Annotated in this window: 17 protein-coding genes and 1 tRNA gene; 8 read left to right on the top strand and 10 right to left on the bottom strand. The window is 69.3% G+C overall.

Annotated features, from left to right (window positions below; genetic code table 11):
• The first annotated feature begins 31 nt into the window (after positions 1-31).
• The 3 genes from QRN26_RS11815 (at position 32) to QRN26_RS11805 (ending at position 2834) form a co-directional block, all read left to right on the top strand.
• Complete coding sequence (locus tag QRN26_RS11815; protein WP_056007716.1) at positions 32-721, top strand: response regulator transcription factor; 690 nt, start codon at positions 32-34, stop codon at positions 719-721.
• A gap of 10 nt (positions 722-731) precedes the next feature.
• Positions 732-2393 (top strand): sensor histidine kinase, encoded by a 1662-nt coding sequence (locus tag QRN26_RS11810; protein WP_285036958.1) that lies wholly within the window; start codon positions 732-734, stop codon positions 2391-2393.
• Positions 2394-2543: 150 nt separating this feature from the next.
• The gene (locus QRN26_RS11805; protein ID WP_056007722.1) at positions 2544-2834 is read left to right on the top strand and encodes a WXG100 family type VII secretion target; all 291 of its coding nucleotides are present in this window, start codon (positions 2544-2546) and stop codon (positions 2832-2834) included.
• A gap of 112 nt (positions 2835-2946) precedes the next feature.
• On the opposite strand, the gene groL is transcribed toward QRN26_RS11805, so the two are convergent.
• The 4 genes from groL to QRN26_RS11785 all read right to left on the bottom strand — a co-directional run bounded on the left by groL (position 2947) and on the right by QRN26_RS11785 (position 6158).
• Positions 2947-4566: a chaperonin GroEL gene (gene groL, locus QRN26_RS11800; protein WP_056007724.1), complete on the bottom strand. Its 1620-nt coding sequence runs from the start codon at positions 4564-4566 to the stop codon at positions 2947-2949.
• A 204-nt stretch (positions 4567-4770) separates the two neighbouring features.
• Positions 4771-4974 carry a cold-shock protein gene (locus tag QRN26_RS11795; RefSeq protein WP_056007727.1) on the bottom strand — a complete coding sequence of 68 codons (204 nt, stop codon included), beginning with the start codon at positions 4972-4974 and terminating at the stop codon, positions 4771-4773.
• A 287-nt stretch (positions 4975-5261) separates the two neighbouring features.
• Positions 5262-5834: a LytR C-terminal domain-containing protein gene (locus tag QRN26_RS11790; RefSeq protein ID WP_056778562.1), complete on the bottom strand. Its 573-nt coding sequence runs from the start codon at positions 5832-5834 to the stop codon at positions 5262-5264.
• Positions 5835-5855: 21 nt separating this feature from the next.
• Positions 5856-6158 carry a DUF3263 domain-containing protein gene (locus tag QRN26_RS11785; protein ID WP_056007733.1) on the bottom strand — a complete coding sequence of 101 codons (303 nt, stop codon included), beginning with the start codon at positions 6156-6158 and terminating at the stop codon, positions 5856-5858.
• A gap of 222 nt (positions 6159-6380) precedes the next feature.
• Between QRN26_RS11785 and msrB the strand changes: the two genes are divergently transcribed.
• Together msrB and QRN26_RS11775 are read left to right on the top strand one after the other, a co-directional pair.
• Complete coding sequence (gene msrB / locus QRN26_RS11780; RefSeq protein WP_285036951.1) at positions 6381-6800, top strand: peptide-methionine (R)-S-oxide reductase MsrB; 420 nt, start codon at positions 6381-6383, stop codon at positions 6798-6800.
• Positions 6797-7345, top strand: coding sequence for a nitroreductase family protein (locus tag QRN26_RS11775; RefSeq protein WP_285036948.1), 549 nt, complete (start codon positions 6797-6799; stop codon positions 7343-7345). The genes msrB and QRN26_RS11775 overlap by 4 nt, the downstream gene beginning before the upstream one ends.
• A gap of 10 nt (positions 7346-7355) precedes the next feature.
• On the opposite strand, the gene QRN26_RS11770 is transcribed toward QRN26_RS11775, so the two are convergent.
• The 3 genes from QRN26_RS11770 to QRN26_RS11760 all read right to left on the bottom strand — a co-directional run bounded on the left by QRN26_RS11770 (position 7356) and on the right by QRN26_RS11760 (position 9448).
• Positions 7356-8309: a DMT family transporter gene (locus tag QRN26_RS11770; protein ID WP_285036946.1), complete on the bottom strand. Its 954-nt coding sequence runs from the start codon at positions 8307-8309 to the stop codon at positions 7356-7358.
• A gap of 57 nt (positions 8310-8366) precedes the next feature.
• A tRNA-Thr gene (locus QRN26_RS11765) sits at positions 8367-8442 on the bottom strand.
• Positions 8443-8488: 46 nt separating this feature from the next.
• Positions 8489-9448: a thioredoxin domain-containing protein gene (locus QRN26_RS11760; protein ID WP_056778565.1), complete on the bottom strand. Its 960-nt coding sequence runs from the start codon at positions 9446-9448 to the stop codon at positions 8489-8491.
• A gap of 256 nt (positions 9449-9704) precedes the next feature.
• On the opposite strand from QRN26_RS11760, the gene QRN26_RS11755 reads away from it, so the two are divergent.
• Together QRN26_RS11755 and QRN26_RS11750 are read left to right on the top strand one after the other, a co-directional pair.
• Entirely contained in the window at positions 9705-10814 is a 1110-nt protein-coding gene (locus QRN26_RS11755; RefSeq protein ID WP_056007742.1) for an ABC transporter ATP-binding protein, read from the top strand.
• Positions 10815-10919: 105 nt separating this feature from the next.
• Positions 10920-12200 (top strand): DUF4032 domain-containing protein, encoded by a 1281-nt coding sequence (locus QRN26_RS11750; RefSeq protein WP_056007745.1) that lies wholly within the window; start codon positions 10920-10922, stop codon positions 12198-12200.
• Between the two features lie 91 nt (positions 12201-12291).
• Here the strand turns inward: QRN26_RS11750 and rlmB are convergent, their stop codons facing one another.
• Together rlmB and cysS are read right to left on the bottom strand one after the other, a co-directional pair.
• Positions 12292-13302: a 23S rRNA (guanosine(2251)-2'-O)-methyltransferase RlmB gene (rlmB, locus tag QRN26_RS11745; protein WP_056007749.1), complete on the bottom strand. Its 1011-nt coding sequence runs from the start codon at positions 13300-13302 to the stop codon at positions 12292-12294.
• Positions 13292-14746 (bottom strand): cysteine--tRNA ligase, encoded by a 1455-nt coding sequence (gene cysS / locus QRN26_RS11740; RefSeq protein ID WP_285036940.1) that lies wholly within the window; start codon positions 14744-14746, stop codon positions 13292-13294. Before cysS ends, rlmB begins: the two co-directional genes overlap by 11 nt.
• A gap of 40 nt (positions 14747-14786) precedes the next feature.
• Between cysS and QRN26_RS11735 the strand changes: the two genes are divergently transcribed.
• The gene (locus QRN26_RS11735; protein ID WP_285036938.1) at positions 14787-15899 is read left to right on the top strand and encodes a winged helix DNA-binding domain-containing protein; all 1113 of its coding nucleotides are present in this window, start codon (positions 14787-14789) and stop codon (positions 15897-15899) included.
• 28 nt (positions 15900-15927) lie between these two features.
• On the opposite strand, the gene ispD is transcribed toward QRN26_RS11735, so the two are convergent.
• A complete protein-coding gene (gene ispD, locus QRN26_RS11730; protein WP_285036935.1) occupies positions 15928-17208 on the bottom strand; it encodes a 2-C-methyl-D-erythritol 4-phosphate cytidylyltransferase in 1281 nt (426 codons plus the stop codon).
• Positions 17209-17230: the final 22 nt, after the last annotated feature.

Genomic DNA, 17230 nt, shown 5'->3' with positions numbered 1-17230 from the left:
AAGTCTCAAGAAACGTGCAGATAATGGAGTCATGACCGGACCCCGCATCCTCATCGTCGACGACGAACCGAACATCCGCGACCTCCTCACCACCAGCTTGCGTTTCGCCGGATTCGCCGTGCGAGCCGTGGGCAACGGTGCAGCCGCCATCTCCGCGGTGCTCGAGGAGGAACCCGACCTCATCATCCTGGACGTCATGCTCCCGGACATGAACGGCTTCGGCGTGACCAAGCGTCTCCGGAGCGCGGGCTACACGGCTCCGATCCTGTTCCTCACCGCGAAGGACGACACCGAGGACAAGATCACCGGGCTCACCGTCGGCGGTGACGACTACGTCACCAAGCCGTTCAGCCTCGACGAGATCGTCGCGCGCATCAAGGCCATCCTGCGCCGCACCATGCAGGCAGACGAGGATGCGGTCATCCGCACCGGCGAGCTGACGATGGACCAGGACACCCACGAGGTCCTCGTCGGCGACACCCCGATCGATCTCAGCCCGACGGAGTTCAAGCTGCTCCGGTACCTCATGCTGAACCCCAACCGAGTCCTGTCGAAGGCGCAGATCCTCGACCACGTCTGGGAGTACGACTTCAACGGCGACGCCGGCATCGTCGAGAGCTACATCTCCTACCTGCGGCGCAAGCTCGACCAGTTCTCGAGCGAGCCGCTCATCCAGACGAAGCGCGGATTCGGCTACATGCTCAAGGCCGGGAAGGCGTAGCCCCCACCCGATGGCCGATTCCCTGTCCACCTGGTGGAGCAGCGTCTCCCTCCGGACGAAGATCACCGGGGTGACGGTGCTCGTGCTCGCGTTCGGTCTGCTCGTCGCCGGGATGGGCACCACGCCCCTCCTCAAGGAGGTCCTGACCCAACAGGCGAACGACAGTCTGTTGACGGCGGCCAAGGGCAAGATCGTCGGCGAGATCTCCGAGGACGGCCAGCTCCAGCTGGACGCACCCTCGACACTGTTCGTCGCGGTCTACGACACGAACGGTGAACTCCGGGCCTCCTCCGGCTGGGACGACAGCATCGCGCCCGAGCACCCGGCGCACCTCAGCGCGAACGACGTCGCGGCGAGCGGCAACCAGGTGTACACGACCACGAATTCGAGTGGCACGATCGTCTACCACGCGGTGTCCGTCCCGGTCACGCTCGACGGGTTCCGGACGGGAGCGGCGTGGGTCGCGATCTCCATGCAGGGCACCGACAACACGATCGCCACCTACCTCACCATCTTCTTCGTGCTCGGCGTCCTCATCATCGTGGTGGGCGCCCTGCTGACGCGGTGGTTGGTCACCGGTACCTTCGAACCGCTCCGGCAGGTGGAACGCACCGCTGCGGCCTTCGCGGACGGCGACTTCAGTCAGCGTCTGGCCGGGTCCACTCCGAACACCGAGGTCGGGCGTCTCAGCCGCTCCCTCAACACCATGCTCGCCCGGATCGACCGCGCCTACTCCGACCGCGGCAAGACCATCGAACAGATGCGCAACTTCGTCGGCGACGCCAGCCACGAACTCCGCACTCCCCTCGTCTCGGTCCGCGGCTATGCCGAGCTCTACCGCATGGGTGCCCTGCAGACCCCGCAGGACGTCGCCCAGGCGATGGAGCGCATCGAGAAGGAGGCCATCCGGATGGGTGCGCTCGTCGAGGACCTCCTCCAGCTCGCCCGTCTCGACGAGACGCGTCCACTGAACGTCGCTCCGGTCGACCTCCTGCCGGTCGCCCGCGACGCAGCCCTCGACACCACGGCACAGGCGCCGGGGCGCACGGTCCGGGTCGTCCGCGACGAGCGGATGATGTCCCTCGAGCAGTCGACCGTCGAGCAGGGCGGCGAGGCATCCGTTGCCGCCGAGACCCCTCCTCCGGCCGGTGCGACGGGCCCGATCTTCGGTGCGACCTTCAACCGTTTCCGTCGCCGGCCGAAGCCCTCAGGCGAGGCCGTCGCCCCCGATGCGAAGCCGGCCGTGGAACCCCTCACGTTGGCCGTCCCGCCGATCGTCCTCGGCGAGGAGAACAAGATCCGCCAGGTCGTCACGAACCTGATCGGCAACGCCCTGCGCTTCACGCCCGACGACAGCCCCATCGAGCTCGCCGTCGGCACCGACGCGCGCGCCGGCACGGCCAGCATCGCCATCGTCGATCACGGCGAGGGCATCCCTCCGCAGATCCGCGAGAAGATCTTCCAGCGCTTCTGGCGTGCGGACAGCTCCCGCACGCGGGAGACCGGCGGCAGTGGGCTCGGGCTGGCGATTGTGGCCTCGATCGTCGCCGCGCACGGCGGCACGGTCGACGTGACGGAGACACCGGGAGGTGGGGCGACGTTCCGCGTCATCCTGCCGCTGGCCCCGACCGCCGCGACGGCTCCGGTCGTCATCGCCGGCCCGCCGGCCTGATCCGCCCCACCGCTGCCGACACCGCTCCACAGGGCCAGGCTCAGGGTGCCTGAGCGTCGGAACCGCGGTCGTCGACCCGGTGGCGTGAGCTGAACTCCTAGCGTCTCGGTAACGGCGGTGACCGGCACCGCCCGGACGAACGGAGTTCCCATGGCCACCTTCCAGGTCGACAGCGACGCGGTCGAGCACGCCTCCAACGCGGTCAGAGTGACGATCGAGCAGATCCAGAGCGAGGTCGCCCGCCTCCACGCCCAGCTCGCCGCTCTCGACGGTCAGTGGACCGGTGCCGCAGCGGCGGCCTTCCACGGCGTCGTGGAACGCTGGCGTGGCACGCAGCGGCAAGTCGAGGAGAACCTCGGCGAGATCAGCAGGGCGCTGTCCGTGGCGAGCACGCAGTACGCCGAGATCGAGCGGGCGAACGCGAGCATGTTCAGCGGTTGACCACCGCTCGGGTCGTCCGGCCCGGGACTCCGCTCCCGGGCCGGGCCCCGCGGGAACAACGACGCAGGGCGCCTCCCGAAGGAGACGCCCTGCGCGTGTGCTGCTGTCGGACTTAGAAGTCCATGCCACCGGTCGGGTCGCCGGCCGGAGCCGGGTTCTTCTCCGGCTTGTCGGCGACGACGGCCTCGGTGGTGAGGAACAGGCCGGCGATCGACGCTGCGTTGAGCAGCGCGGAGCGCGTGACCTTCACCGGGTCGTTGATGCCGGCTGCGAGCATGTCGACGTACTCGCCGGTCGCGGCGTTGAGGCCGTGTCCGACGGGCAGGTTGCGGACCTTGTCGGCCACGACACCGGGCTCGAGGCCGGCGTTCAGCGCGATCTGCTTGAGCGGAGCGTCGATGGCGACCTTGACGATGTTCGCACCGGTCGCCTCGTCTCCGACGAGCTCGAGCTTCTCGAAGGCGGTCTTGCCGGCCTGGATCAGGGCGACGCCACCACCGGCGACGATGCCCTCTTCGACGGCAGCCTTCGCGTTGCGGACGGCGTCCTCGATGCGGTGCTTGCGCTCCTTGAGCTCGACCTCGGTCGCTGCACCGGCCTTGATGACCGCGACACCGCCCGCGAGCTTGGCGAGACGCTCCTGGAGCTTCTCGCGGTCGTAGTCGCTGTCCGTGTTGTCGATCTCCTTGCGGATCTGGGACACACGACCGGCGATGGCCTCGGCGTCGCCGGCACCTTCGACGATGGTGGTCTCATCCTTGGTGATGACGACCTTGCGGGCGCGGCCGAGGAGGTCGAGGGTGACGGTCTCGAGCTTGAGGCCGACCTCCTCGGAGATGACCTGACCACCGGTGAGGATGGCGATGTCCTGCAGCTGCGCCTTGCGGCGGTCGCCGAAGCCCGGAGCCTTGACGGCGACGGACTTGAAGATGCCACGGATCTTGTTCACGACGAGCGTCGCGAGTGCTTCGCCGTCGACGTCCTCGGCGATGATGAGGAGCTGCTTGCCCGACTGGATGACCTGGTCGACGATCGGCAGGAGGTCCTTGATCGCGGAGATCTTCTGGTTGGCGATGAGGATGTAGGGGTCCTCGAACACCGCTTCCTGGCGGTCGGGGTCGGTCACGAAGTACTGCGACAGGTAACCCTTGTCGAAGCGCATGCCCTCGGTGAGCTCGAGCTCGGTGCCGAAGGTGTTCGACTCCTCGACGGTGACGACGCCTTCCTTGCCGACCTTGTCGATCGCCTCGGCGATGATCTCGCCGATGGTGGTGTCGCCGGCGGAGATGGAAGCGGTCGCAGCGATCTCCTCCTTGGTCTCCACCTCCTTCGCGTTGGCGATGAGCTCGACCGTGACGGCCTCGACGGCCTTCTCGATGCCGCGCTTGAGGCTGATGGGGTCGGCGCCTGCGGCGACGTTGCGGAGGCCCTCGCGCACGAGCGCCTGAGCCAACACGGTGGCGGTGGTGGTGCCGTCGCCGGCGACGTCATCGGTCTTCTTGGCGACCTCCTTGACGAGCTCCGCGCCGATCTTCTCGTACGGGTCGTCGAGTTCGATCTCCTTGGCGATGGACACGCCGTCGTTGGTGATCGTGGGGGCGCCCCACTTCTTCTCGAGGACGACGTTGCGACCGCGCGGCCCAAGGGTGACCTTGACCGTGTCAGCAAGAATGTTCAGTCCACGCTCGAGGCCGCGACGGGCCTCCTCGTCGAAAGCAATGATCTTAGCCATGTGTGTTTTTCGTCCCTCCCGGACGTCATGAACGTTTTTAGCACTCAATGAGTACGAGTGCTAAGTCGATTCTGGCACTCAGGGGGTGGGAGTGCAAGTGAGCGTCAGCGCCCTGAGCGAACTCCCGGGAACGGCCCGGAGACGACGAACGACGCCGCCCACCGGAGTGGGCGGCGTCGCAGGAATCCCGTGTCCGATGGGTGCTTACGCCAATCGGACGGCCTCGGCCTGGGGCCCCTTCGCTCCGGTGCCGACCTCGAAGACGACCGCCTGGCCCTCTTCCAAGGACTTGTAGCCGCTCATGTCGATCGCCGAGTAGTGGACGAAGACGTCCTGTCCACCCTCGTCGACCGTGATGAAGCCGAAGCCCTTCTCAGCGTTGAACCACTTGACGGTTCCGTTCGCCATTTCATACTCCCATTGCTGCGTGCTCACAGGCGTCGGCTGCTGCCGAACCCGGACCTGCCGTCCGGAGTCGGGACCCCGGCGGCCACCCTGCGCCAAAACGGACTCAGGGGCGAGTCGAGACGGGACGGGATGAGCGGCCAATTCCAGATCCTAATCCGGGGCGGTGTCCCGGATCACCCCGAAATCGACAATCGTCGCGGAGTATTACGACAACTCAACATGGAGGAAACACCCCGGAAACACAGGCCGGTCCGACGAGCCGACGAGGTCCGGCGGGGACGCTGCGCTCAGGCGGCCGGCTGGTAGTCGGCGCCGACCACGACGACGATGCGGAGGACGGGAGCCTCGCCCTCCTCGACCGGGATCGCGTACTGGTCCGTGATCTGGATCGGGATGCCGCCGAGCGCGTTCGCGATGGCGCGTGCCACGCCCTCCTGCGAGGGGTCCTGATAGTAGACGCCACTCGCCGTGACGTCCTCCGTGCTCGCGTCGCTCGTCGGGATCTGCTGGGTGAACCCGGCGGCAGCGATCGCGGCCGCCGCCGATGCCGCCAGACCCTCGGTCGGCGTCCCGTTCAAGACGAGGATGCTCGCCGCGGGATCGACCACGGGCGCCACCTCCGTGGGCGTCGGCGTGGGCGTCGGCGTCGCGCTCGGGCTGGCAGCACCGCCGAAGAAGTCGATGCGGTCGTTCAGCCCGAACAGGGCGAAGGTGCCGATCCCGACGAGGACCAACGTCGCCACGACGGCGACCAGGAAAGCGATCCAGCCACGCCCCTTCGGCGCCGGGGCACGGTGCGCGCCGACGCGCTTGAGGTCCGGGACCTCGTCGAAACGGTCGGGCGGGAAGGATTCAGCCATGGTGTGTTCTCCGTGAGCTGCTCAGCCGTCGGTACGTGGAGCTGAAGCTCCTCGTGCCGAGAGTCGGGCGTCGCGGGTGCGCTGCAGCCGCTTGATCAGCATGGGGTCGTGGGCGAGAGCGGACGGCGAGTCGATGAGCGCGCCGAGCAGTTGATAATAGCGGGTCGGCGAGAGCGCGAAGCGGTCGCGGATGGCGGCCTCCTTCGCCCCGACGTGGCGCATCCAGTGGGACTCGAACTCGAGGATCTCGCGTTCGCGTTCGCTGAGGCCCGGGGCAGGGACCGACGCGTCGCCGCCGTCGGGCGTGTGCGATGCAGGCTGCATGCTCGACCCCCTCCTGATCGGTACCGTGCCGCGAGCCCGGGAGGACTCCGCCCGGACGATTCCTCAGTCTATTCAGCGGAGCGTCACCGAGTCGCATCCGGTCCGGCAAGGAGGCACGTTCACCGGGAAGGATCAGCGACTCCCAAGTGTTGAGCTGGAAGTCGGAGGCCGCAGGTACGACGCGGCCCCGCGCGTAGGATGACCGAGAACGAATGGAGCAGCATGACGTACGACGTGTCGAAGACCGACGAGCAGTGGCGCGAGGAACTCACGCCCGAGCAGTACCAGGTCCTCCGCGGAGCGGCGACCGAGCGGGCCTGGACGGGTGAACTCCTCGACGAGTCGCGCGCCGGCCTGTACACCTGTGCCGCCTGCAACGCCGAACTCTTCAAGAGCGGGACGAAGTTCGACTCCGGCTGCGGCTGGCCGAGCTTCTACGAGTCCGTGAACCCCGACGCGGTGCAGTTGATCGAAGACCGCACGCTCGGCATGGTCCGGACCGAGGTGCGCTGCGCCTCATGCGGATCCCACCTGGGGCACGTCTTCGACGACGGCTTCGGTACGCCGACCGGGGATCGCTACTGCATGAACTCCATCGCGCTCAACTTCGCAGCAGCCGACACCGCTGAGCCGACGGAGTGACGGAGCCCGCCGAGAGCCCCGTCCTGGCCGCCGTCGCCGGGCGGCGTTCGTGGTCGAAGGTCACCGACGTCGCTCCGAGCGACGAGGAGCTGCTGGAGATCATCGGCGCCGCCGGCCGCGTGGCCGATCATGGAGCCCTGCGCCCGTGGCGGGTCATCGCCCTCAGGGGTGACGACCGGGTGAAGCTGGGCCGGGCGCTCGCGAAGGCGGACGGCGATTCCAAGCCGTCGACGAAGCCCCTTCGTGCTCCCCTGCTGCTCGCGGTCGTCGTGAGCGTGAAGAAGTCGAAGGTCGCCTCCTGGGAGCAGGAGGCCGTGGCCTCCGGCGTCGCCCACATGATCAGCCTGCTGCTCGACGACGCCGGATGGGGTGTGTTCTGGCGGACCGGCGGCGCAACCCGCGCGAAGGCCGTCAGGAAAGCGCACGGCCTGCAGAAGGGCGAAGACCTCCTCGGGTGGCTCTACGTCGGCGGCAAGCCGGGGAACGGCCGGACCGGGCGCCGGAAGACGAGCAACGCGAAGGCGCACTTCAGCCGGATGCCGTGATCCGCTCCGTTCAGGACCCGGCCGGCGCTGCGGGTCGACGGCGGAACCGAGCCGATGCGATCGCCACCGCCGCGAACGCGAGCAGCGTGCCGACGACGGTGGACACGTGGACACCGCTGTCGTCGGTCGGCAGGAAGACGTCCAGGGCGAGCGCGCTCAACGTCTGACCGGCGACCGTCCCGAGCCCGAGGATGAGCACCCCCGTGTGCTGGACGAGGAACGCCGCCACGGCGATGAAGACGCAGCCGATCGGTCCGCCGAGGTAGAGCCACCACTCCCCCGGCAACGCTCCGGGCGGTGCGACGAACAGCGCGTGCAGCACAGCGGCCACGACGAGCACGACGGTTCCGACGATGAAGTTGATGAAGGTCGCCGCGAGCGTGCTCTGCGCACGCATCTTCACCCGCCCGTTGACCGCCTGCTGCCAGCCGATCCCGATCCCCGCGAGCAGCGGCAGGACGAGCAGGCCGAGCGGGATGCTCCCGCCGAGCTCTCCCGAGACCGCGACGCCGACGGCGACGAGGGCGACGACCGCCCCGAGGACGCGCTGCACGGTGAACCCGACGACGCCTCCCGGGCCGAAGCCGATGCGGTCGAGCACGAGGCCGCTCGCGGTCTGGCCGGCGACGACCGCCACGGTGAACAGGGCCACCCCGAGCGCTGCCGCGGTGAGCCCCTGCGACAGCACGAGGAATGCGCCTGCGCACCCGCCGAGGACCGTCCACCACGGCATCTCGCGACGACGCACCGCCGTCGCCACGGTCTCCAGGCCCCGCCTCCCGGTTCGGGAGACGGCCAGCCCGATGCTCAGAATGAGCAGCCCGCCGCCGAAGGAGATCGCGGCGGCGGTGAAGCCGTCGCCGAGCCGTGCGCCGAGCTCGCCGTTCAAGCGGGCCTGGACGGCGATGAACGCGCCACTGACCACGGCGATCAGGAGTGCGAGCCATGCTGGGATGCGGTTCACGAACGGTTCCTTCCACACGGAACCGCCCGCCAGCAGCGCTGACGGGCGGTTCTGGGTTGGAGCCGACGACGGGACTTGAACCCGTAACCTACGCTTTACAAGAGCGTTGCGCTACCAATTGCGCCACGTCGGCCGACAGGGGCGAACCCCGGTCTGGACCATCCTACGATGGCGACGGATCAGCCGTTGGTCGCGGGCGACTCGCTCGGGCTCGGCGACGGGGTGTCGGTCGAGTAGCTCTCGCTGGACACGGCGAGCACGAACGCGGCGAACTGCTCGGCGTCGGTCAGCGAGCCGGTGTACTGCTTGCCGTTCACCAGGATGGTGGGCGTCCCCTCGACCTTGGCGACGTCGGTGCCGGGCAGCGGGCCACTCCGGGCGCGGTCGGTCGAGTCCTTCACCCAGGACTTGTAGGTGCCGTCGTCGATGCAGGCGTTGATCTTCTTCTCACCGCCGGAGATGACGCCCTTCGCGATGGACTTCAGCTCCTTGTCGGTCAGGCCCTCGGTGTTCTCCTTGGGCTGGTTCTCGAACAACGCGGTGTTGAAGGAGAAGAAGTCGTTCGGCGAGTACTGCGCGACGCAGGCCGCGGCGTTCGAGGCACGCAGTGAGTACTGCGTCCCGAGCGACAGGTTGCTCAGCGTGGCGAGCGGGTGCACCGTGTACGTCGCCGCTCCGGCCTCGAGCCATCCCTTGACCTGCTCGGCGTTCGTGGTCTCGAACTGGCCGCAGTAGGGGCACAGGAAGTCCTGGTAGACGGAGATCTCGACGCCCTCGGCCGTCGGGGTCTCCGTTGCGGCGGGTGTCTCGGCCGGTGCCGGCTCGGCCGCGTCGGTGGCGGTCGGCGTGGGCGTCGGGGCGTCGGCGGGCGCGCCGACGAGTTGCAGACCCGCGCCGACGGTGAACCCGTCGTTCTGCGCAGCCGTCGGGACGGGGCCGGCGGGCTTGATCGACGTCACGATGATGATCGCCACGGCGGCGACGATCGCGAGCGCACCGAGCACGATGCCACCCTGCAGCAGCACGCGGTTGCGGCGGTCGCGCCGCTTCTGCTGCTCGCGCAGCACGCGTGCCTTCTCGCGGGCCGCGTCGCGGCGTTCGTTCTTCGTCGGTCGGTTCTGCGATCCAGCGCCAGACATTGATCCTCGTTTCGGGGGGATTGCGCTACGTAGACCCAGCAGCGCCAAACATATCAATCGTAGACCTGCCGCCTGGGAGAGGCCCAAACCAGGCAGGGAGGACGCTGTGCGTCCACCGAGAGACCGATCCACCCGGCACCCTTCCATTCCCAGGGGCCCATGGCATACTGGAACGGCGAGTCGGCCATCGTCGGCGGGCTCGCGTCCATTCACAACGGATCGTCCGGCACGTACCTGCCGGTGAAGGAGAACAACCATGGCGTCTGTGACGTTCGACAATGCAACCCGTTTCTACCCGGGCGGCACCCGCCCCGCGGTCGACAAGCTGAACCTCGAGGTCGCCGACGGCGAATTCCTCGTCCTCGTCGGCCCGTCCGGCTGTGGCAAGTCCACCTCGCTCCGCATGCTCGCCGGCCTCGAAGAGGTCAACGACGGCCACATCTTCATCGGCGACCGCGACGTCACCGACGTGCCGCCGAAGGACCGCGACATCGCGATGGTGTTCCAGAACTACGCGCTGTACCCGCACATGACCGTCGCCGAGAACATGGGCTTCGCGCTCAAGATCGCCGGCGTCGGCAAGGAGGAGCGCGCCACCCGTGTCCTCGAAGCCGCGAAGCTCCTCGACCTCGAGGACTACCTGACCCGCAAGCCGAAGGCGCTCTCCGGTGGTCAGCGTCAGCGTGTCGCGATGGGTCGCGCCATCGTCCGCCAGCCGCAGGTCTTCCTCATGGACGAGCCACTGTCGAACCTCGACGCCAAGCTCCGCGTCCAGACCCGCACCCAGATCGCGTCGCTCCAGCGTCGCCTCGGCGTCACCACGGTCTACGTCACCCACGACCAGACCGAGGCGCTCACCATGGGCGACCGGATCGCGGTCCTGAAGGACGGCATCCTGCAGCAGGTCGGCACGCCTCGCGACCTGTACGAGAAGCCGAACAACGTGTTCGTCGCCGGCTTCATCGGCAGCCCCGCCATGAACCTCTTCGAGGGTGAGATCGCCGACGGCGGTATCAAGCTCGGTGGATTCATCATCCCGGTGGAGCGCGAGATCACCGACGCCGCCCCGTCCAAGAACGTCACGGTCGGCGTGCGCCCGGAGGACATCACCGTCTCCAGCAACTCCGGCTCCGGCATCGAGGTGACCGTCGACCTCGTCGAGGAGCTCGGCGCCGACGGCTACCTCTACGGCCACACCGAGGTCTCCGGCAAGCGCACCGACATCGTCGCTCGCGTCGACGGCCGCAACCACGCCCACATCGGCGACACCGTGTTCCTCGCGCCGACGCCGCACCACGTGCACGCGTTCGACTCGGCTTCGGGTGAGCGCCTCGGCAACAAGCCGGTCGTGTCCTCCTCGATCTAGTAGTTCCGCCGACGATGGTCGAGCGGTCGGTCTCCGATCGCTCGACCATCGTCGTTTTCGTCTGTCCCACGTCAGCTCGATCCCTCCCGAGGAGCGCATCGCACCATGTCCGGCGCATTGAACATCACCGCAGCCACCGTCGACCCGGCGCTGCTCGACCTGCCCTGGGAGCTTCCGCTCGAGAACTGGCCGAACGAGGCCATCGCGTCGCTGCCGAAGGGCATCTCCCGCCACCTGGTGCGGTTCGCGAACCTCTCGGGGTACGTGATCGCCGTCAAGGAGACCACCGCCGAAATGGCGAAGGGTGAGTACGACATGCTGCGCACCCTGCAGCGCCTCGACATCCCCTGCGTCGACCCGCTGGCGGTCATCACCAACCGCTCCGACCGGAAGGGCCGGGAACTCCCGAGCGTGCTCGTCACCCGGCACCTGAAGTTCTCCCTCCCCTACCGCGCGCTCTTCCAGGGGACGCTGCGTCCGGACACCGCGACCCGCCTGGTCGACGCCCTCGCCGTCCTGCTCGTCCGCCTGCACATCGTCGGGTTCTTCTGGGGCGACGTCTCGCTGTCGAACACGCTCTTCCGACGCGATGCGGGAGCCTTCGCCGCCTACCTCGTCGACGCCGAGACCGGCAAGCTCTACGAGGGAGGCCTGTCGAACGGACAACGTGAGAACGACCTCGAGATCGCGCGGGTGAACATCGCCGGTGAACTGCTCGACCTCGAGGCCGGCGGGCGGGCCGACGTCGAGCTCGACCCCGTGACCGTGAGCAACGGCATCGTCGCGGCCTACCGTTCGCTCTGGAAGGAGCTCACGGGGTCCGAGTCCTTCGACGCCTCCGAGCGCTGGCGCATCACGGAACGCGTGCACCGCCTGAACGAGCTGGGCTTCGACATCGAGGAACTCGCGATCAAGACGACCGACGAGGGCTCCACCGTCCGCATCCAGCCGAAGGTCGTCGACGCCGGACACCACCAGCGTCGGCTCCTGCGACTCACGGGCCTCGACGCCGGGGAGAACCAGGCCAGGCGTCTGCTCAACGACCTCGACGCGTACTCGGCGTCGTTCGGGAAGGACGGCTTCGACGAGGAGATGGCCGCACACGAGTGGTTGATCCGCGTGTTCGAGCCCGTCGTGAAGGCGATCCCCCGCGAGCTCCGCGGCAAGCTCGAGCCGGCGGAGATCTTCCACCAGCTCCTCGAGCACCGGTGGTTCCTCGCGCAGAACGAAGGCCGCGACATCCCGCTGGCCGAGGCGGTCGGATCCTACGTGAACACCGTCCTGCGACACCGTCGCGACGAGGCGACGATGATCGTGCCGCCCACCGAGGCGATCAGCATCCCCGCCGCCATGACCGGCCCGGTCGACTGGCGCGATCTCGTCTGACCGACGCCGCAGGCCCCGACGATCGAAGGCCCTGGGACGGTGATCCGTTCCCAGGGCCTTCGGTCGACGCGTTGCCGCGTCGAGGTACTGCCTACTCGGCGCTCCGCCGACGCGCGATCTCGTAGAGCGTCACGCTCGCCGCGATGCCCGCGTTCAGCGACTCCGTCGCAGCGGAGATCGGAATCGAGACCACCGCGTCGCACGTCTCGGTGACGAGGCGAGAGAGCCCCTTGCCCTCGCTGCCGACGACCACCAGGATCGGCTGGTCGGCGAGTTCCAGGCCGGGCAGCGACACGTCGCCGTCGCCGTCGAGGCCGATCACGAAGACGCCGCGCTCCTTGAACGCCTTGAGCGTCTGCGTGAGGTTGGCTGCCATCGCGACGGGCGTGCGTGCTGCCGCACCCGCCGAGGTCTTCCACGCCGAAGCAGTGAGCCCGACGCTCCGACGCTGCGGGAGGATGACGCCGTGGCCGCCGAACGCGGCCGTCGAGCGGATGATCGCACCCAGGTTACGCGGGTCGGTGATGCCGTCGAGGGCGATGAACAGCGGGTTCTCGCCCCGCGCGATGACCTGGTCGAGCAGCTCCATCGGGTGCGCGTACTCGTACGGGGGCACCTTGATCGCGAGCCCCTGGTGGACGCCGTCGAACCCGGCCATGCGGTCGAGTTCCGGCCGCATCACCTCGAGGACGGGGATGCCGCGGCGGGTGGCGAGACTGAGCGCCTCCTTCACCCGGTCGTCCATCTCGATGCGCGTCGCGACGTACAGCGTGGTGGCCGGGATCTTCGCGCGCAGGGCCTCGAGCACGGAGTTGCGGCCCGTCACGACCTCGGACTCGTCGCTCGACTTCTGCTTGGTGCGGCCGTTCGTCGACGGTCGCCCGTTCTGGCCGGCCGGCTGCTTGGGCTTGCCGGTGCCGCCGGAGGCCGCGTAGCGCTCCTGCGCAGCCTTCCGCTTGCCGGCGGGGTGCCAGGCGCGGTCCTCGGCCTTGGGGGTCGGCCCACGACCTTCGAGCGCCTTGCGGCCGAGGCCGCCGGTGCCCTTGGTGGGACCCTTCTTCGCTTTCTTCGGCCCGGTCGGGCGGGAAGGCTTACTTGCCACTGATACTCCAATGTGCTCCGGACGGGGTGTCTTCGATGGTGATCCCGGCCGCGGTGAGTTCGTCGCGGATCCGGTCGGCCGCTGCGAAGTCCTTGGCGACCCTGGCGTCAGCGCGATCGACGAGCAGGCGCTCGACGAGTGCGGACAGGGATCGGTGAGTGATGGGGTCGGTGCCCGACGACCACGACGGGTCGGTCGGGTCGATACCGAGGACGCGGGTCATGTCGAGCACCGCGACACTGCTCTCCCGGGCGACGTCGTGATCGTCCTCGCGGTCGAGGGCGGCGTTGCCCACGCGGACGGCTTCGTGCAGTGCCGCCAGGGCACGAGGGATGTTGAGGTCGTCGTCCATCGCCTCGACGAACGCGGCCGGGAGCGTTGCGCGATCGGGTGCGAGGTCCGCCTCGTCGAGGAGGCCCGCCCGCCGCGCCCGGTCCAGGAATCCCTCGATACGTCCGAGTGCCGCCTCCGCTTCGGCGAGCGCGCCGTCGTGGAACTCGAGGGTGGAGCGGTACTGCGCAGCACCCAGGTAGTACCGCACGACCAGAGGCCTCGCCTCGGCGAGGAGGTCGGCCGCGTAGACGGAGTTGCCGAGCGACTTGGACATCTTCTGTCCGCCGGACACCGCGACCAGGCCGTTGTGCAACCAGTACCGCGCGAACGGGTCGCCGGCCGCACTCGACTGGGCGAGCTCGTTCTCGTGATGGGGGAAGCGCAGGTCGAGTCCGCCGCCGTGGATGTCGAACTCCTCGCCGAGGTACTTCGTCGACATCGCCGAGCACTCAATGTGCCAGCCGGGTCGGCCTTCACCCCAGGGCGACATCCAGCTCGCCGAGCGTGGCTCGCCGGGCTTCGTGCCCTTCCACAGCGCGAAGTCGCGCGGATCGCGCTTCCCTCGGGGATCCGCGTCGGTCGCGGCCTCCATGTGCTCGGCGCTCTGACGCGTCAGCTCGCCGTACCGGCTCCATGATGCGGTGTCGAAGTAGACGTCTCCGGACTCGTCCGGCGCGGGGTACGCGTGCCCGGCGTCGACGAGTCGCTCGATGAGCTCCTGCATCTCCGGGATGCTCGCGGTGGCGCGCGGCTCGTAGCTCGGCGGCAGGATGCCGAGCGCGCGGTAGGCCGCGGTGAACTCCAGTTCGTACCGGTAGGCGAGCGCCCACCATTCCTCCCCGGGCAGGGCGAAGCCGCCCTCGGAACCCGCGGCGGCGTTCGCCAGGATCTTGTCGTCGATGTCGGTGACGTTGCGGACGAGCGTGACGCGCAGCCCTGAGGCGGTCAGCCAGCGTCGGAGTTGGTCGTAGACGAGCGCGCTGCGCAGGTGGCCGATGTGCGGCGAGGACTGCACCGTGGGTCCGCAGACGTACAGCCCCGCCTCGGCTTCGCGGAGCGGCACGAAGTCCCGGAGGGACTGCGTTTTCGAATCGTAGAGTCGGAGGGCCACGAGACCAGACTAGCCGCCGCCGTCGCGGCATGATGGTCGCATGACGACTGGGCCGAACGAGCCGCGCGTTCTCGAGGCGCGCCTCGGCGCGCAGCTCCTCCAGGGAGGGCCGCGGCGGTCTCCGGCCGCGGTCGTGTCCCGACTGCTCGCCGTCCAGGCGCAGGACCTGGCCTCCGGACTGTGGGCGATCGGCGTCCGCTCGCCCGGTTCGACCCTCGCCGAGGTGCTGAGCGCCCTCGAGGACGGGTCGGTGGTCCGGTCCTGGCCCATGCGGGGCACGCTCCACCTCGTCGCCGCCGAAGACCTCGGCTGGATCCTCGGCCTGGGCGTCCCCCGGGTCCGTTCGACGATCGCCGCGCGCCACCGCCAACTGGAACTCGACGCCGAGACGTTCTCGCGATCCCGCGACCTCACCGAGGCGATGCTCGGCGGTGGGCGCCGAGCCGGTCGAGACGAGCTGCTGGCCGCCCACACGGCCACGGGCATCCCGGTGACGGGGCAGCGCGGCTCCCACCTGCTCATGGAGCTCGCCATGCGTGGCGTCGTCTGTTGGGGACCGCCGGCGGGCAAGCAGCAGTCACTCGTCCTCTCCGAGGAGTGGATCCGCTCACCGCGGGTACTCGAACCCGACGAGGCCCTCGGCGAGTTCGTCGTCCGGTACCTCGCTGGCCATGGACCGGCGACCGTCGCCGACCTCACCTGGTGGTCGAAGCTCACGGTCGCCCAGGTCAACCGCGGGCTGGAGATCGCGGGCGACCGGGTCGAGGAGCGCGAGCAGGAGGGTGTGCTGCGTTGGTCGGCCGTCGAGACCGCGTCGGTCCCGCGACCGACCGGGGCGCCGTCGGTCCTGGCCCTGCCCGGATTCGACGAGCTGCTCCTCGGCTACCGGGATCGTGGACTGTCGCTCCCCGCCGAGCACGCGGAGCGCGTCGTCCCAGGGGCGAACGGGATCTTCCTCCCGATGATCACCGTCGACGGTCGGATCGTCGGCACGTGGCGACGACGGATCGGGCCGAAGACCGTGACGATCACGCCGGAGCCGTTCACCCCGCTCGGCCGACGCGTCGAAGCCGGCTTCCGCCGCGCGGTGACGGCCTACGGACGGTTCCTCGGGCTGCCCGTCGAACTCGTCGGCCAGACGACCTCCGATTGACGCGGTGGCCGCGATCGGTCACCGGTGGTCAGCGGCGCTCGATCAACGCCGTCGCCACGGCGGTGACACCCTCGCCACGACCCGTGAAGCCGAGCGAGTCCGTCGTCGTCGCCGCGATGCTGACGGGTCCGCCGACGAGCGCACCCAGCACCGACTCCGCCTCGAGGCGACGGGGCGCGAAGCGAGGGCGGTTCCCGACGAGCTGCACCGCGACGTTCACGACCTCGTACCCGGCGGCGCGCAGTCGCTCGACCGCCGCCTCCAGGAAGACCGAGCCTCGAGCTCCGGCGAAGCGCGGATCGTCGGTGCCGAACATCGAACCGATGTCGCCGAGCCCCGCCGCGGACAGGAGCGCGTCGACGATCGCGTGGGCGACCGCGTCACCGTCGCTGTGACCGGCGAGCGCCCGCTCCCCCGGCCAGGAGAGGCCGGCGAGGTGCAGCTCGCCCGCCTCAGCGAAGGCGTGGACGTCGATACCGATGCCGGTCCGGATCCGGCCGGGCTGCGGCGTCGGTGACGACGACGGCAAACCGGTGTCGGCGCGGTCGGCGAGGGCATCGGCCGCAGCCGGTGCGGTCAGGAGCCGTTCCGCGCGCTGAGCGTCCCACGGCGTCGTGATCTTGAACGCGGCCTCCGAGCCCTCCACCGTCACGACCGGATGGCCGGCGTCAGCGTAGAGGGCCGCGTCGTCGGTCGCGGCGGCGAGCCGTTCCGCGGCGACGCGGAACGCCGCGACCAGGGCGTCCCTCGGGAACGCCTGCGGCGTCTGGACGGCCCGCAGCTCGGCACGGTCGATCGTCCGCTCGACGACGGCGCTCGCGTCCACCTGTTTGATCGTGTCGGTCACCGGGAGCGCGGGCACGACACCCCAGCCGGTGCGCGCCGCGGCCTCGATCACCCGCTCGAACTGTGCCGTCGGCGTGAGCGCACGGGCCGCGTCGTGGACGAGCACGGTGCGGACCCCGGGCCATAGCGCGGCGAGCCCGTTGAGCACCGACTCCTGTCGCGTGCCACCGCCGACGACCACCCTGAGGTGGTCGGAGGCACGCCCGGCCGCCCTCCGCCCGATCGTCTCGGCCTCGCCCACGCGGTCGGCCGGCACGACGAGGACGAGCTGCACGGGCTCGCGGAGCCGGAAGACCGGTGCGAGCGCGTGCTCGAGCACGGTGCTGCCGGCGAGGGACACGAACGCCTTGGGGATCCCGGCACCGAGACGCGTCCCGCTCCCGGCGGCGACGACGATCACCCCGACGGCGGGACCGTCCAGAGAGGTCTCCGCAGCGGCACTCGGTTCGTAGATCGCAGCCATGAGCCGAGCCTACTTCTCCCGT

It is taken from the genome of Plantibacter sp. ME-Dv--P-095, from assembly GCF_030209365.1.
Lineage (GTDB): Bacteria > Actinomycetota > Actinomycetes > Actinomycetales > Microbacteriaceae > Plantibacter.
Note: the sequence above shows the minus strand (reverse complement) of the source record. Positions and strands in the feature narration are given on the sequence as shown.